This is a genomic window from Amycolatopsis eburnea (assembly GCF_003937945.1).
In the GTDB taxonomy this organism is placed as follows: domain Bacteria; phylum Actinomycetota; class Actinomycetes; order Mycobacteriales; family Pseudonocardiaceae; genus Amycolatopsis; species Amycolatopsis eburnea.
Genome location: NZ_RSEC01000024.1, coordinates 47,313 through 62,900, shown reverse-complemented (window position 1 = coordinate 62,900; position 15,588 = coordinate 47,313). Strand labels below are relative to the sequence as shown.

14 protein-coding genes are annotated in these 15,588 nt (G+C 72.0%); 9 read left to right on the top strand and 5 right to left on the bottom strand.

Annotated features, from left to right (window positions below; translation table 11 throughout):
* The first annotated feature begins 290 nt into the window (after window positions 1–290).
* On the top strand, window positions 291–1,784 hold the full coding sequence (gene miaB, locus EIY87_RS06545; protein WP_125306756.1) for a tRNA (N6-isopentenyl adenosine(37)-C2)-methylthiotransferase MiaB: 1,494 nt from the start codon (window positions 291–293) through the stop codon (window positions 1,782–1,784).
* Window positions 1,781–2,254 (top strand): Rv2732c family membrane protein, encoded by a 474-nt coding sequence (locus EIY87_RS06540; RefSeq protein ID WP_125306755.1) that lies wholly within the window; start codon window positions 1,781–1,783, stop codon window positions 2,252–2,254. Before miaB ends, EIY87_RS06540 begins: the two co-directional genes overlap by 4 nt.
* Here EIY87_RS06540 and EIY87_RS06535 read toward each other — a convergent pair.
* Entirely contained in the window at window positions 2,251–2,679 is a 429-nt protein-coding gene (locus tag EIY87_RS06535) for a hypothetical protein (protein ID WP_225439754.1), read from the bottom strand. The genes EIY87_RS06540 and EIY87_RS06535 overlap by 4 nt on opposite strands.
* A 179-nt stretch (window positions 2,680–2,858) precedes the next feature.
* A complete protein-coding gene (locus tag EIY87_RS06530) occupies window positions 2,859–4,172 on the bottom strand; it encodes a DUF349 domain-containing protein (RefSeq protein ID WP_125306754.1) in 1,314 nt (437 codons plus the stop codon).
* A gap of 219 nt (window positions 4,173–4,391) precedes the next feature.
* On the opposite strand from EIY87_RS06530, the gene miaA reads away from it, so the two are divergent.
* Window positions 4,392–5,294, top strand: a complete 903-nt coding sequence (gene miaA, locus EIY87_RS06525) for a tRNA (adenosine(37)-N6)-dimethylallyltransferase MiaA (RefSeq protein WP_125306753.1) — start codon at window positions 4,392–4,394, stop codon at window positions 5,292–5,294.
* Window positions 5,295–5,304: 10 nt separating this feature from the next.
* Window positions 5,305–6,132: a diaminopimelate epimerase gene (gene dapF / locus EIY87_RS06520; RefSeq protein WP_125306752.1), complete on the top strand. Its 828-nt coding sequence runs from the start codon at window positions 5,305–5,307 to the stop codon at window positions 6,130–6,132.
* A 15-nt stretch (window positions 6,133–6,147) separates the two neighbouring features.
* On the opposite strand, the gene valS is transcribed toward dapF, so the two are convergent.
* Together valS and EIY87_RS06510 are read right to left on the bottom strand one after the other, a co-directional pair.
* Window positions 6,148–8,661: a valine--tRNA ligase gene (valS, locus tag EIY87_RS06515; RefSeq protein ID WP_125306751.1), complete on the bottom strand. Its 2,514-nt coding sequence runs from the start codon at window positions 8,659–8,661 to the stop codon at window positions 6,148–6,150.
* Between the two features lie 9 nt (window positions 8,662–8,670).
* Window positions 8,671–9,924, bottom strand: a complete 1,254-nt coding sequence (locus tag EIY87_RS06510) for an MFS transporter (protein WP_125306750.1) — start codon at window positions 9,922–9,924, stop codon at window positions 8,671–8,673.
* A gap of 60 nt (window positions 9,925–9,984) precedes the next feature.
* Here EIY87_RS06510 and EIY87_RS06505 point away from each other — a divergent pair, with 60 nt between their 5' ends.
* Genes EIY87_RS06505 through EIY87_RS06495 form a run of 3 tightly spaced genes read left to right on the top strand, consistent with a single transcriptional unit; the run spans window position 9,985 to window position 13,040 of the window.
* On the top strand, window positions 9,985–10,488 hold the full coding sequence (locus EIY87_RS06505; RefSeq protein WP_125306749.1) for an ArsR/SmtB family transcription factor: 504 nt from the start codon (window positions 9,985–9,987) through the stop codon (window positions 10,486–10,488).
* Between the two features lie 42 nt (window positions 10,489–10,530).
* Window positions 10,531–11,973, top strand: a complete 1,443-nt coding sequence (gene hflX, locus EIY87_RS06500; RefSeq protein WP_125306748.1) for a GTPase HflX — start codon at window positions 10,531–10,533, stop codon at window positions 11,971–11,973.
* A 53-nt stretch (window positions 11,974–12,026) separates the two neighbouring features.
* The gene (locus EIY87_RS06495) at window positions 12,027–13,040 is read left to right on the top strand and encodes an esterase-like activity of phytase family protein (protein ID WP_125306747.1); all 1,014 of its coding nucleotides are present in this window, start codon (window positions 12,027–12,029) and stop codon (window positions 13,038–13,040) included.
* Between the two features lie 76 nt (window positions 13,041–13,116).
* Here EIY87_RS06495 and lexA read toward each other — a convergent pair whose 3' ends face one another.
* Entirely contained in the window at window positions 13,117–13,776 is a 660-nt protein-coding gene (gene lexA, locus EIY87_RS06490) for a transcriptional repressor LexA (protein WP_166639997.1), read from the bottom strand.
* A 361-nt stretch (window positions 13,777–14,137) separates the two neighbouring features.
* On the opposite strand from lexA, the gene EIY87_RS06485 reads away from it, so the two are divergent.
* Together EIY87_RS06485 and nrdR are read left to right on the top strand one after the other, a co-directional pair.
* Window positions 14,138–14,596 (top strand): LysM peptidoglycan-binding domain-containing protein, encoded by a 459-nt coding sequence (locus EIY87_RS06485; RefSeq protein WP_125306745.1) that lies wholly within the window; start codon window positions 14,138–14,140, stop codon window positions 14,594–14,596.
* A gap of 492 nt (window positions 14,597–15,088) precedes the next feature.
* The gene (nrdR, locus tag EIY87_RS06480; RefSeq protein ID WP_125306744.1) at window positions 15,089–15,583 is read left to right on the top strand and encodes a transcriptional regulator NrdR; all 495 of its coding nucleotides are present in this window, start codon (window positions 15,089–15,091) and stop codon (window positions 15,581–15,583) included.
* The last annotated feature ends 5 nt before the right edge of the window (window positions 15,584–15,588 follow it).

Genomic DNA, 15,588 nt, shown 5'->3' with positions numbered 1-15,588 from the left:
CGGCCTTCCTGCGGCTGACCAAGTCAGCGGTTGACCCGAGCGGAGAAGGTGGTGAAACCGGTCAGCCAGTCACTCTGTGTGCCTGAACCGAGCGAAGGAGGCAAGGGTAGTGGCTCCGGCTCGCTTGCCCGGCGAAGGGAACATCGCCCTTCCAGGTGGTCCTCGTACCGGACTCCCGATCCGGACGGCGTCCACCCAGGGACAAGGTAGACCTGTTCGCGCGGCCCTCGCGTGAATAGGCGGGCAGGTGGCGGATTTGCCCAGCTGGCCGGGGGTTATCCTGAAGGGCGATGACCGAGAACCAGGCACCCAGGGCGTACCAGATCCGCACCTTCGGCTGCCAGATGAACGTGCACGACTCCGAGCGGCTCGCCGGCCAGCTCGAAGACGCCGGGTACGCGCCCGTCGCCGACGGTGCCAAGCCCGACCTGATCGTGTTCAACACCTGCGCCGTCCGGGAGAACGCGGACAACAAGCTGTACGGCACCCTCGGGCACCTGCGGCCGGACAAGGTCGCGAACCCCGACCTGCAGATCGCCGTCGGGGGGTGCCTGGCGCAGAAGGACCGCGGGGAGATCGTCAAGCGCGCGCCCTGGGTCGACGTCGTCTTCGGGACGCACAACATCGGGTCGCTGCCGGCGCTGCTCGAACGTGCCCGGCACAACGCCGAGGCCGAGGTCGAGATCCTCGAATCGCTCGAGACCTTCCCGTCCACGCTGCCCGCGCGCCGCGAATCGTCCTACGCGAGCTGGGTGTCCGTTTCGGTCGGGTGCAACAACACCTGCACCTTCTGCATCGTGCCCGCCCTGCGTGGCAAGGAGCGCGACCGGCGGCCCGGCGAGATCCTGGCCGAGGTCGAGGCGCTCGTCGCCGAGGGCGTGCTCGAGGTCACCCTGCTCGGGCAGAACGTCAACTCCTACGGCGTCGAGTTCGGCGACCGGCTCGCGTTCGGGAAGCTGCTGCGCGCGGCCGGCGGCATCGACGGGCTGGAGCGCGTGCGCTTCACCTCGCCGCACCCGGCCGCGTTCACCTCGGACGTCATCGACGCCATGGCCGAGACCCCGAACGTCTGCCACCAGCTGCACATGCCGCTGCAGTCCGGGTCGGACCGCGTGCTGCGCGAGATGAAGCGGTCCTACCGCTCGGCCCGCTTCCTGAAGATCCTCGACGAGGTCCGCGCGGCCATGCCGGACGCCGCGATCACCACCGACATCATCGTCGGCTTCCCCGGGGAGACCGAGGAGGACTTCCAGGCGACGCTGGACGTCGTCGAGCAGGCGCGGTTCTCCAGCGCGTTCACCTTCCAGTACTCGAAGCGCCCCGGCACGCCGGCCGCCACGATGGACGGCCAGCTGCCCAAGGCCGTCGTCCAGGAGCGCTACGAGCGGCTGGTGGAGCTGCAGAACGCGATCTCGTGGGAAGAGAACAAGAAGATCGTCGGCCGCCGGGTCGAGCTGCTCGTCGCCGAGGGCGAGGGGCGCAAGGACGCCGAGACGCAGCGGATGAGCGGCCGCGCCCGCGACGGCAGGCTGGTGCACTTCACGCCGACCGGCGCGCACGTGGACCGCGCGGTGCGGCCGGGTGACGTCGTCGAGACGGTCGTCACCTACGGCGCGCCGCACCACCTGGTCGCGGACGGCGACCTGCTGTCGCACCGGCGGACCCGCGCCGGCGACAACGCGGAGGCCGGGCTGCGGCCGAAGACGAGCGGTGTCACGCTGGGCCTGCCGGGCTTCGGAGCCCCGGCCGCCCGGCCCGAGCCGGTGAGTGGGTGTGCGCTGTGACCGAGCCCCAGGGCAACGGTGACCTGGCCGAACTGGCCGCCGAGATCGACGAAGCGGGCGAGCACGCGTCGCGCACGGTGGAGCTGGGCCGGCGCGGGTTCACCATCGCCGTGTTCTCGTTCGTGCTGCTGGTCTGCCTGATCCTCCCGTGGGTCGGCGACCACGCGGGCTGGCAGGTGCTGGCCGGCGAGGGCGGCGGCATCCCGCAGCTGTTCGCGGCGACGTCGACCGCCGCCGGCATCCTCGCCTCGGCGCTGGCGCTGGTGACGCGCCGGTGGTGGCTGGCCTGGGTGTGCGCCGCCGGCGGCTGGTTCGCTTCGGTGGACGGGCTGCTGGCCATCTGGTCGCAGCAGTCGTCGCACGCCAGCGGGGCCGCCGGCGGCGGGCCCGGGATCGGCCTGATCATCGCCTGGCTGGCGATGATCTGCCTCGCCGTGCAGTGGATGCGCACGGCGTTCTCCCGCGCCTAGACCACGACCACGCCGAACACGCTGGAGACCGCGCTGAGGTAGAGGTCGGTCTCCGGGTGGTAGACGCGCAGCGTCAGGGTGGTCCGGAGGCTGAAGCTCAGGCTGAACACGAAACCGCCGTTCGGCCGGCAGGTCGTGGTGCTCAGGTTGACCCACACGCCGGCCTGCAGCTGCTGGACGATCACCGGCTCGCCCCCGGCGAGGCTCTCCTGCCCGCCGAGGTCGGCGAACGAGCCCTTGATCTTCGTCGTTTCGCCGACCTTGACGCGGCTCTTGTCGGCCTTGGCCTCGACCTTGGCCTTGTGCTTCTTCCCCTGGACCGCGGCCGGCGCGGGCCCGGTCGCGGCGAACGCGACGGCCGGGGCGGCGAGTGCGACGGTGCAGGCGAGGACCAGTGCGGACACGAAGTTCGATGGCTTGCTCATGATCGAAGTGGAGCACCGCCAGGCGCGGAAAGCGCCGTAAGCCACCTGGCCGTGCAGCGCCTCACACCGCTTCGGGTGACGCGTTAACCGTCCGCTTGCCGACCCTCGCCGGATGCCGTTAAGGCCACCTTACGGGCGTCAGACGCCCGTAAGGTGGCCTTAACGGCACTTCGGGTGCCTCAGCGGTCCGCGACCGCCGCCTCCGCGGCCTGCAGCCACTCGCGCCACTGCGCGGCCTGCTCGTCGGCCTTCTTCGCCCGGCGCTCGTCACCCGCCGCGCGCGCCTTGGCCGCCTGCGACTCGAACTGCTCGACGCGCTCGCGGAACTGCGCCGCGCGCGCCTGCGCTTCCGGGTCCGTGCGGCGCCAGCGGGTGTCCTCCGCCGACTTCACCGCGTCCTGGACCGCCTTCAGCCTGCCGTCGAGCTCGCGGATGCGCTCGCGCGGGACCTTGCCGATCTCGTCCCACTGCTCCTGGATCTTGCGCAGCGCGCTCTTCGCCGCTTCCAGGTTGGCCGCCGCGTCGATCTTCTCGGCCTCGATCAGGAGCTCTTCCTTGCGGGCCGCGTTCTGGGAGAACTCGGCGTCGCGCTCGGAGAACACCGCGGACCGGCGGGCGAAGAACTTGTCCTGTGCCGCGCGGAAGCGCTGCCACAGGGCCTCGTCGCTGTCCTTGGGCGCGCGCCCGGCGGCCTTCCACTCGGTCATCAGGTCCTTGTAGCGGCCGGCGGTCTCGCCCCAGTCCTCGGACTCGCTGATGGCCTCGGCCTCGGCGATGAGCTCTTCCTTGCGCTGCTTGGCCGACGCGCGCTGCTTGTCGAGCTCGGCGAAGTGCGAGCCGCGGCGGCGGTTGAACGCCTCCCGGGCCTTCGAGAACCGCTTCCACAGCTCGTCGTCGGTCTTGCGGTCGACGCCCTTGACCGTCTTCCACTCGTCCAGGATGGCGCGCAGCCGGTCGCCCGCCGCCTTCCACTGAGTGGAGTCGGCGGCGATCTTCTCGGCCTCCTCGGCCAGCTCCTGCTTGCGCGCGACCGCGGCGGTCCGTGCCTCCTCGCGCTCCGCCTTGGCGGCGGCCAACGCCTTCTCGGCGTGCGCAATGACGTAGTCCAGGCGCGCGGCGAGCGCGGCCAGGTCGCCGACCACGGCGGATTCGGCCAGCCCGTCCCGGATCTGGGTGGCGCTCGACAGCGCGTGCTTCGGGTCGCCTGCCCCGGAGACCAGCCGGGTCTCCAGCAGCTCGACCTCGGTGCGCACGTCGTCGAAGCGGCGGGCGTAGTGCACCAGGCCCTCGTCGGGGCTGCCGGCCTGCCAGACGCCGACCGCGCGTTCACCCTCGGCGGTGATGACGTAGACGGTCCCCTCGTCGTCGATCCGGCCCCAGGTGGCGGGCGTCGGCTCGGCGGGCGGCACGGGCGGGGCGGCGTGCCCGGCGTGCAGCGCGTGCGGCACCGGGTGCGGGGCCGGGGTACCGGTGGAAGTGTTCTCCTGGGCCATCGCAGGCTCCTTATCGCCTGTACGCCCGCTGGTGCGGGCGCCCCGCCGCGGAAGCGGGGCCGGGTAATGCGGTCGTCACGGGCCGTGCTCGGATGCTACGACCCCCACGCGGCATTCAAGCAGCTCAGCGCGCACCGTGGTACTGGATGAGCCACTCGAAGCTCGTGATCCTACTTCCGGTGGACGCTCCGTGGCGGCCCGCCGGTATCGTCAGCCGCCGTGAACAGCCCCGTCGCCGTGGTCGGGCCGACGGCCACCGGCAAGACCGCACTGGCCGTGGAGCTGGCGCTGGAGCTGGGCGGCGAAGTCGTCAACGCCGACGCCCTGCAGCTCTACCGCGGCATGGACATCGGCACCGCGAAAGCCACCGAGGAGGAGCGCCGCGGCGTTCCGCACCACCTGCTCGACGTCCTGGACGTGACCGAGACGGCGTCGGTCGCCGCCTACCAGCGCCACGCGCGCGCCGAGATCGAGCGGCTGCTGGCCGCCGGCCGGGTGCCGGTGCTGACCGGCGGGTCCGGCCTGTACGTCCAGGCGGTGCTCGACGACCTGCGGTTCCCGGGCACCGACCCGGCGGTCCGGGCCCGGCTGGACGCGGAGGCGGAGCAGCTCGGCACCCCCGCGTTGTACACCCGGTTGGGTGAACGTGATCCGGCCGCCGCGGCCGCGATCCTGCCGACGAACACCCGGCGGATCGTGCGCGCCCTCGAAGTCATCGAGATCACCGGCGAGCCGTTCTCGGCGAACCTGCCCAAGCCCGGCCCCGCCCGCTACGGCACGGTCCTGATCGGCGTCGACCGCGAACCCGAGGAGCTGGACGAGCGGGTGAACGAGCGCGTCCGGCGGATGTTCGAGGCGGGGCTCGTCGACGAAGTGCGTGAGCTGGAGAAGCGCGGCCTGCGTGAGGGCAAGACGGCGGCGCGGGCGCTCGGCTACCAGCAGGTGCTCGCCGAGCTGGACGGCGACGGCGACTTCGGAGCGGCCGCAGCGGCGACCGCGCAGGCGACGCGGCGCTTCGTCCGGAAGCAACGTTCCTGGTTCCGGCGCGACCAGCGGATCCACTGGTTCGACGGCGCCGATCCGGGGCTGGCCGCGCGCGTCCTGGATACCCTGGGCCGGTAATCTTGCCCCTATGGGCGGAATCGAGTTCCTCAAGGGGCACGGCACGCAGAACGACTTCGTGCTGCTCCCCGATCCGGCGGGCCGCCTCGAGCTGACCGAGGCGAGGGTCGCCGCGCTGTGCGACCGCCAGCGCGGCCTCGGGGCCGACGGCGTGCTGCGCGTCGTCCGCGCCGCGGCGCTGGACGTCCCGTCCGAGGGCGAGTGGTTCATGGACTACCGCAACGCCGACGGGTCGATCGCCGAGATGTGCGGCAACGGCGTGCGCGTCTTCGCCCGCTACCTCGTCGACGCCGGTCTCGAGACCGAGGGCGAGTTCGTCATCGGCACCCGCGCCGGCGACCGCCCGCTGGTCGTGCACCCGGACCGCTCGGTGACCGTCCAGATGGGGCCGGCGACGATCACCGGCACCTCGGTCACGGTGGTGGCCGGCCGCCCGTTCTCCGGTGTCGCGGTCAACGTCGGCAACCCGCACCTGGTGTCGGTGCTCGACGACGACGTCGCGGACCTCGACCTGCGCGACCAGCCCGACTTCGACCACGACTTCTTCCCCCACGGCGTGAACCTCGAGTTCGTCAACCGCCTCGGCGACGGCGCGCTGCGGATGCGCGTGCACGAACGCGGCGTGGGGGAGACGCGCGCGTGCGGCACCGGCACGGTCGCCGCGGTGGCGGCCGCGTTCCACCTCTCCGGCACCGACACCGGCTCGTCCACAGTGGACATCCCGGGCGGCCGGGTGTCGGTGACGGTGTCGCGAGGCGCGTCGACGCTGTCGGGGCCGGCGGAGATCGTGGCCCGCGGGGAGCTCGACGAAGCCTGGTGGGCCGCCGCCGGTGCGTGACGGCGGCCCTTCGGCCTAGATCTTCGCTTCCACCGCGAACTCGCCTTCGCGCGTCTCCACCGCGGTGATCGCACCCGCGACGCGGATGTCGGCCTCGATGTCCGCGAACCGCGCCAACAGGTCCGCGGGTCCCGTCACCGTCAGCGTCTCGACGGCGGTGCGCATCGACACCTTCGCGTCCGTCTTCGCCCGCCGCACCGCCGCGATCACCTCGCCGGCCAGTGCGAGCAGCTCCGGGTCACCCTCGACGGGCGTGACGGCCGGCCACGGAGCCCGGTGCACCGAGCCCTCCTGCCACCACGACCACACCTCCTCCGCCGCGAACGGCAGGAACGGCGCGAACAGCCGCAGCACCGCCGACAACGCCGTCACCAGCGCCGCCTGCGCCGAAGCCGCCTCGGCCGGGCCGAGGTCGCCGTACCCGCGGCCCTTCACCAGCTCGACGTAGTCGTCGCAGAACGTCCAGAAGAACGTCTCCGTCACCTGCAGCGCCCGCGCGTAGTCCAGCGCCTCCAGAGCCGCGGTCGCCTGCTCGACGACGACGGCCAGCGCCGCCAGCAGCGCCCGGTCCAGCGGCTCGGAAGCGACCGCATCCGGCGACGGCACGCCGAGGCCCAGCACGAACCGGCTCGCGTTGAGCAGCTTCGTCGCCAGCCGGCGGCCGACCTTCATCTGGCCTTCGTCCACCGCCGTGTCGACGCCCGGGCGCGCGCTCGCCGCCCAGTAGCGGACCGCGTCCGAGCCGAACCGCTCCAGCAGGTCCACCGGCGTCGTCACGTTGCCCTTGGACTTCGACATCTTCTTGCGGTCGGGGTCGAGCACCCAGCCCGCGATCGCCGTCTCCCGCCACGGCAGCACGCCGTGCTCCAGCTCCGCCCGCACCGCCGTCGAGAACAGCCAGGTGCGGATGATCTCGTGCGCCTGCGGCCGCAGGTCCATCGGGAACACGCGCGCGAACAGGTCGTCGTCGACGCTCCACCGGCCGACGATCTGCGGCGTCAGCGACGACGTCGCCCACGTGTCCATCACGTCGGGGTCGGCGGCGAACCCGCCCGGCACGCCGCGCTGGTCCTCGGTGAAGCCGGGCGGGACGTCGCTGCTCGGGTCGACCGGCAGGGTGTCCGGCAGCAGCCGCGCGTCGTAGTCGGGCTCGCCGTTCGCGTCGAGCCGGTACCACAGCGGGATCGGCACGCCGAAGAACCGCTGGCGGCTGACCAGCCAGTCCCCGGCCAGGTTCTCCACCCACGACGAGTACCGGACGCGCATGTGCTTCGGCACCCAGTTCAGTTCCTCGCCGCGGGCCAGCATCTTCTCCCGGAACGCGACGTCGTTGCCGCCGTTGCGCAGGTACCACTGCCTGCTCGCGACGATTTCCAGTGGCTTGTCGCCCTTTTCGTAGAACTTCACCGAGTGCGTGATCGGCCGCGGTTCCCCGTGCAGGGCCCCGGCCTCGCGCAGCAGACCGACCATGATCTCGCGTCCCGTGTGGACGGTCTTGCCGACCAGCGGCGCGTACGCCTCGGCGGGCACCCCGGACGGCGCGTCCGGCAGGAACCGCCCGTCCCGGCCCAGCACCACCCGCGTCGCCAGGCGCAGCTCACGCCACCACGTGACGTCGGTGGTGTCGCCGAACGTGCACACCATCGCGATGCCCCGGCCCTTCCCGGGATCCGCGAGGTGGTGCGCCACCACGGGCACCTCGACGCCGAACACCGGCGTCCGCACGGTCTTCCCGAACAGCGGCTGGAACCGCTCGTCGTCGGGGTGCGCCACCAGGGCCACGCACGCGGGCAGCAGCTCCGGCCGGGTCGTCGCGATCACGACGTCGGAGCCGTCGGGCCCGGTGAACGCCAGGTCGTGGAAGGCACCCGGGCGTTCGCGGTCCTCCAGCTCGGCCTGGGCGACGGCGGTCCGGAACGTCACGTCCCACAGCGTCGGCGCTTCGGCCTGGTAGGCCTCGCCGCGCTCCAGGTTGCGCAGGAACGCGCGCTGCGAGATCAGCCGCGACTCGCGCCCGATCGTCTGGTAGGTCATCGTCCAGTCGACCGACAGCCCGAGCTGCCGCCACAGCTGCTCGAAGACCTGCTCGTCGGTCTCGGTCAGCGTTTCGCACAGCTCGACGAAGTTGCGCCGCGAGATCGAGACCACGTCCTTGCCCGGCTTCTCCGGGGCGCGGAAGTCCGGGTCGTAGGGCAGCGAAGGCTCGCAGCGGACGCCGAAGTGGTTCTGCACCCGGCGTTCGGTCGGCAGGCCGTTGTCGTCCCACCCCATCGGGTAGAACACCTCGAGCCCGCGCATCCGCTTGAACCGCGCCAGCACGTCGGTGTGGGTGTAGGAGAAGACGTGCCCGATGTGCAGCGACCCGCTGACCGTCGGCGGGGGAGTGTCGATCGAGTAGACCTCTTCGCGGGTCTTCGTCCGGTCGAAGCGGTAGGCGCCGGTGGCTTCCCATACGGGTACCCACTTGGCCTCCAGACCGTCGACACCGACCTTGTCCGGGACTCGTGGGCGCTCGTAAGGGTTGCTCATGGACCAACTCTAGGCGGCGGCCACACCTGCTTTTCCCACGGTGGGCAGGTCGCGCATCTTCCGCAGCGGCGAGCAGACGACCCACAGCGCCGCGGCCGCCTCGCCCGCCACGGCCACCCACATCGCACCGCGCAGCCCGAGCCCTTCGCCGAGCGCGCCGCCCAGCAGCCCGCCGAGCGGGATCGTGCCCCAGACGACGAACCGCGCGCTCGCGTTCATCCGCCCCAGCAGCCGGTCCGGGCAGATCGCCTGCCGGTAGGAGACCGAGGCGACGTTGTAGACGATGATCCCGAACCCGCAGACGACCAGCCCGATCGCGGCCGGCCCGAGCCGCCAGCCCGGCGCGGCGAGCGGGACCAGCAGGTGCGCCGGCCAGGTGAGCAGGGGGACCAGCCAGATCGCGCGGGCGTGGCCGATCCGCCGGAACAGCGCGCCGGCGACGATCGCGCCCAGGATCCCGCCCGCGCCGCCGGCGGCCAGCAGCACGCCGACCGCGGCCGGGGGCAGCCCGACGGTGCGCGTCAGGAACAGCACTTCGACGGCGGTGAAGGCGCCGTTGAAGAGGTTCGCCGTCGCCGTGCAGGCGACGCTGGCGCGCAACGGCTTGTCGGAGAAGACGAACCGCAGCCCTTCGGCGATCTGCGGCAGCAGCCGGGCGTGGCCGGTGCGCTCCGGTTCCGGCTCGACCGCGCGGATGCGCAGCAGGCACAGCGCCGACGCCAGGTAGCCCACGGCGGTGACCAGCACCGTGTTCGCCGCGCTCACCAGCTGGATCAGCACGCCGGCGCCGCTCGGCCCGGCGATGCCCGCGACCGACTGGACGGCCTGCAGCTTGGCGTTGCCTTCCAGCAGGCGCTCCCGGCCGACGAGCGAGGGCAGGTACGACTGGTAGGCGACGTCGAAGAACACGGTCGCGACACCCACGAACAGCACGACGACCAGCAGCTGCGCGAGCGTCAGCACCCCGGCCCACCAGGCGAGCGGCACGCTCAGCAGCAGCGCGAAGCGGGTGAAGTCGGCGGCGAGCATGACCCGGCGGCGGCGCAGCCGGTCGACCCAGACGCCGGCGGGCAGGCCGATCAGCAGGAACGCGAGCGTCTGGGCCGCGGTCAGCAGGCCCATCTCGAACGGCGTCGCGGCCAGCGTCACCGCCGCGAGCAGCGGAATCGCGGTGTACCCGACCGTGGTGCCGAGCTGGCTGGCCGTGTCCCCGGCCCAGAGCCGCCGGAAGTCGGCGTGGAAGAACAGTGACCCCCTGCGCATGGGCCGAGTCTGACGGGAGTGATTGGAAAGTGTCAATCACTATCGCTCTAGGCTGAACCCGTGCCACCCGGGAAACGACGTACCGCCACCGAAGCCGAGGCCGCCGCGCTGGCGTCCGGAATACGGCTGCGCATCATCCGGTTGACCTTCTCGGAGGCGCTGACGAACAAGGAGCTCGCCGAAAGGCTGGGCCGGGACCCGGCGACGACGCTGCACCACGTGCGCAAGCTCGTCGAGACCGGCTTCCTCGCCGCGCAGCCGCCGCGCCGCGGTGCCCGGGGCGCCCGGGAAATCCCGTATCTTTCGACAGGGCTTTCGTGGACACTCGACTCATGCGGTGACAAGGACGTGGAGCAGGCGGTTCTCGAGGCCTATCTGGCCGAGATCGCCGACACCGGATTCGAGGGCGTGCACCAGACGCGCCTGGTCGTCCAGGTGGCCCCCGAGGAGCGGGCGGAGCTGGAATCGCGGCTCAACGCCCTGCTCGAGGAGTTCCGCGCGCGCCCCCGCCGTCCCGGCGCCGAGCGCACCGCGGTCTACCTCGCCACCTATCCCAGCACGTAAAAGTTCGGTTCCCGCGGCGAAACGTGGGAACATGGAGGCACGATGACAGAACTGACACACACCGAAGACCACGACGACGAGCTGTACGACCCCTCGACCGGCGAGATGGAGCTCGAGGACCGCGCTTCGCTGCGGCGCGTCGCGGGACTGTCCACGGAGCTCGAGGACGTCACCGAGGTCGAGTACCGGCAACTGCGGCTGGAACGCGTCGTGCTGGTCGGCGTGTGGACCGAGGGCACGGCCCTGCAGTCCGAGGCGTCGCTGGCCGAGCTGGCGCGCCTGGCCGAGACGGCGGGCTCGGAGGTCCTCGAAGGCCTCATCCAGCGGCGGCCGAAGCCGGACCCGGCCACCTACATCGGCTCGGGCAAGGTCAAGGAGCTGCGGGACATCGTCGGTTCCACCGGCGCCGACACCGTGATCTGCGACGGCGAGCTTTCGCCGGGCCAGCTGCGGCAGCTCGAGGAGAAGGTCAAGGTCAAGGTCATCGACCGGACCGCCCTGATCCTCGACATCTTCGCCCAGCACGCCCGGTCCAAGGAGGGCAAGGCGCAGGTCGAGCTGGCCCAGCTGCAGTACCTGATCCCGCGGCTGCGCGGGTGGGGTGCGTCGCTGTCCCGGCAGGCCGGTGGCCGTGCCGGCGGCGCGAACGGCGGCGTCGGCCTCCGTGGTCCCGGTGAGACCAAGCTCGAGACCGACCGGCGGCGGATCAACAAGCGCGTGGCGAAGCTGCGCCGGGAGATCGCGGCCATGGACACCATCCGCGAGACCAAGCGTGGGCGGCGGCTGGCCAACGAGGTGCCCAGCGTGGCGATCGTCGGCTACACCAACGCCGGCAAGTCGAGCCTGCTCAACGCGCTGACCGGGGCCGGGGTGCTGGTGGAGGACGCGCTGTTCGCCACCCTCGACCCGACCACGCGGCGCGCGCAGACCGCGGACGGGCGCGGCTACACGCTGACCGACACCGTCGGCTTCGTGCGGCACCTGCCGCACCAGCTGGTGGACGCGTTCCGCTCGACGCTGGAGGAGGCCGCGGACGCGGACCTGCTGCTGCACGTGGTGGACGGGTCCGACCCGGCGCCGGAGGAGCAGGTCAGCGCCGTGCGCGAGGTGCTCGGCGAGATCACCCGCAAGCGCAAGGAGCCGCTCCCGCCGGAGCTGCTGGTGATCAACAAGATCGACGCCTCCGACGAGGTCAGCCTCGCCCGGCTGCGGCACGCGCTGGCCGGCTCGGTCCAGGTCTCGGCGCGGACCGGGGCGGGCATCCCGGAGCTCGTCGAGGTGCTCGCCGACCGCCTGCCGCGGCCGGAGGTCACCGTCGAGGTCCTCGTGCCCTACGCGCGCGGCGAGCTGGTCGCGCGGGCGCACGCCGACGGCGAGGTCCTCGAAGAGGAGCACGCCGAGGACGGCACGCGCCTGCTGGTGCGGGTCCGTCCGGACCTCGCGGCGGCTTTGCGCGAGTACGAGACCAACTCGACCAGGGCCTGACACGTCTCCGTAGTGTGCGGTCCACCGGGATCGCACACTACGGAGGTGGCTGGGTGCGCTGGGCTGTCGTTCTCGTCTTCATGGCCGTGTTCGCGGGGGCGGTGCCCGCGTCGGCGGCCGAGACACCCCAGCCGTTGTGCACGGTGAAGGACTCCCGCCTCGGCGAGCTGTCCGGCCTGGTCTCCGACGGCTCGAAGTTCTACGCGATCAACGACGGCGGCACGAAGACCCAGGTGTTCGTGCTCGGCCGCGACTGCAAGGTCCAGAAGGTCCTGTCGGACAAGACCGACCCGTTCGACGTCGAGGACCTGGCCCGCACGCCCGACGGGCGGCTGTGGCTGTCCGACACCGGGGACAACCAGAAGGGGCGGCTGACGGTCGCCCTGCTGGAGATGAGCCCCGAAGGCAAGGTCACCGTGCACCGGCTGACCTACCCCGACGGCCAGCACGACACCGAAGCGCTGCTGATGGACAAGTCGGGGACGCCGTACCTGATCACCAAGGACATCCTGGGCGAAGCTCGCGTGTACCGGCCTTCCGGGCCGATGGCGAGCCCGGGCCCGACCAACCTGGAGAAGGTCGGCTCGCTGAAGATCCAGACGACGGACACCCAGGGCGGGCCGGTCGGCTCGATCGGCTCGGTGCTGGTCACCGGCGGCGCGTCGATGGCCGACGGCAGTGTCGTCGCGCTGCGGACCTACACCGACGCCTACGTGTACGCGGTGCCGGACGGCGATCTCCTGGCTGCGCTGCAGCGCAACCCCGTCCGGATCCCGTTGCCGGGGGAGAAGCAGGGCGAGGCGATCGCCTTCGACCCCGACGGCACCCTGGTCTCGGGCAGCGAAGGCGTGGGCCAGCCCCTCCGCACGGTGCGGGGCGCGGCGGCGCTGGCCGCGCAGTCCGGCGCACCGGCGGAGGGGACGACCTCGACCGGCACCGGCGCGTCGTCCGGCTCGGCGGGGGACGGGGCCGGGCTCCCCGTCCTGCCCGCCGCCGGGATCACGCTCGCGGTGGTCGGCGTCGGCTGGTTCGGCTTCAGCAGGATGCGTCGCCGCGCCCGCCGCTGACCTTCGGCTCCCCACGGCCGAAGATCAGCCGATCCGGTGAACCTCCCGGGCCGTGCGAAAGCCCGGGAGCACCTTCCTAAAGGCGGCGCAGGACCGCGACGACCTTGCCGAGCACCGTCGCGTCGTCGCCGGGGATCGGCTCGTACGCCTCGTTGTGCGGCATCAGCCAGATGTGGCCGTTCTTGCGCTTGAACGTCTTGACCGTGGCCTCGCCGTCGATCATCGCCGCGACGATCTCGCCGTTGTCGGCGTCCGGCTGCTGGCGGACCACGACCCAGTCGCCGTCGGTGATGGCCGCGTCGACCATCGAGTCGCCGGTGACCTTGAGCAGGAACAGCTCGCCCTCGCCGACGATCTCCCGCGGCAGCGGGAAGACGTCCTCGATGGCCTGCTCGGCCAGCACCGGGCCACCGGCGGCGATCCGGCCGACCAGCGGCACGTACGCCGCCTTCGGCATCACCGGCTGCTGGTCCATCTCGATGCCCATGGGGTTGTCGTCGGTCGCCGAGAGGACGCCGACCGCGCGCGGGCGGTTCGCGTCCCGGCGCAGGTAACCCTTGCGCTGCAGCGCGCGCAGCTGGTGGGAGACCGACGACGTCGACGTCAGCCCGACCGCTTCGCCGATCTCGCGGACGCTCGGCGGGTAGCCGAACCGGCTCACCCACGAGCGGATCACGTCGAGGACCTGCTGCTGGCGGACGGTGAGGGTCTCGTCCACGTCGTACACCTCGGGCATGGCGTGCACCTTGCCCGAGTCACCGGGGGACCCACTGGTCCTGCCCGCCTTGTTCTCCTTCGCCACTGCGTCGCCTCCCAGACGTTCGCTGCACGTATCTGCGCGCCGGCCGCCGCCCGCCGGGTGCGGGCAGCCTCGCCGGGCGGCACCTGCCCGGCAGATGCCCTGGTCACCGACGTTAGCCCCCGGGCACGACGATTTCAAACATCTGTTCGATCGACACGCCGTGTCCGCTCGATTTTGTCGGTGGTAGGTGGTAGACCTTCGCACGGGCGTTCGATAGAACGCTTGTTCGACCTTGATCCACGGGCCGCTCCCGGCCCGGGAAACGGGCGGACACCAGGGTTTCGAGGAGGTTCGGATGTCCATTCTGGCCGAACGCGGGCACGCCCGCCCGGCGACCCCGGTCCCGGCGCCGCTCCGGCCCGTCCGCGTGCTGCGCGGGCGCCGCGGCGAGGTGGACCGCCCGCCGACACGCGCCCGGGTCGTGGCGGGCCGCCGCCCGGCAGGCTCGCCCTGCGCGGCGCCGCGGCGCGTGCCGGTGCGGTGGCCGTGGCTCGCCGCGCTCGCCGTCGCGAGCTGCCTGGTGGTCGCCGGGCTGGGCCTGCTGGGCGGCGGTGCTTCGGGCGCCCCCGTGCCGGAGCGGACCACGACGGTGTCGGTCGGGCCGGGCGACACGCTGTCTTCGCTGGCCGCGCGCTTCGCCCCGGAGAGCGAGCCGGGCGCGGTCGTGGCCCGGATCAAGGAGCTGAACCGCCTGGACCGGGCCGTCCTGGTGCCCGGGCTGCCCCTCACCGTCCCGGTCGCCGATGTCCCGTGATGCCGTCTTCCTTCTCCGGAGGTGCCGAGTCGAGGCGGCCGCGAAACGGCGTTACCGGCGCCCGGCGTGATTTCACCCGGCCCGGTGAATCTCCGGCCGGGCCGCTCGGGAGCCGCCGCGACGGCTTGCCGCGTCGGCGAAACGGGCCCGGGCTGCTCGGGTCCACTCGCGACGGGAGGCGCCGCGGCGAGGTGCGCACCCGCGCTTCCCGGGGCACTCACCCGGGCGGGGCCGACACGCCCGCGCGGCTTGCGCGAGCCCGTCCCGGGTTCTACTCTCGCCCGCTATATGTAGTAGTTACACCGCTGTAGTTGGTCCACAGGTTGGGGTAGACTGGGCAGCAGTTGTCCACAGCTGGCCGTCTTTTACCCACCGGATGTCCACAAGTCGATCACCAGGTGCAGGGGTACCGGGCGGTCGCGGCACGGCCACGCGTGGTGGCCGGGGGACGTCGACCGGGGCGGCGAGCGCGGAGGGGAAGGTGATCGGCGGATGAGGTGCCCGTTCTGCCGGCATGCGGACTCTCGGGTCGTCGACTCCCGAGAGGTGGATGAAGGCCAGGCGATCCGCAGGCGGCGCTCGTGCGCGTCGTGCGGACGGCGGTTCACGACTTCGGAGACGATGGTGCTCGCCGTCGTCAAGCGGTCCGGGGTCACCGAACAGTTCAGCCGGGACAAGGTGGTGAGCGGCGTCCGCCGCGCCTGCCAGGGCAGGCCGGTCGACGACGACGCGCTGCAGCAGCTCGCGCAGCGCGTGGAGGAGTCGATCCGCTCCGCCGGTCTGGCGGAGATCCCGAGTCACGAGGTCGGCCTGGCCATCCTGGGCCCGCTGCGTGAGCTCGACGGGGTCGCCTACCTCCGGTTCGCCAGCGTCTACCGCTCTTTCTCGTCGGTCGAGGACTTCGAGAAGGAGATCGCCGATCTTCGTGAGGCCATGGCGGGTGCTGCTGCTCCGGAGGAGAGCGATCAGCGCGAAGACGGCGATTGAGCCGT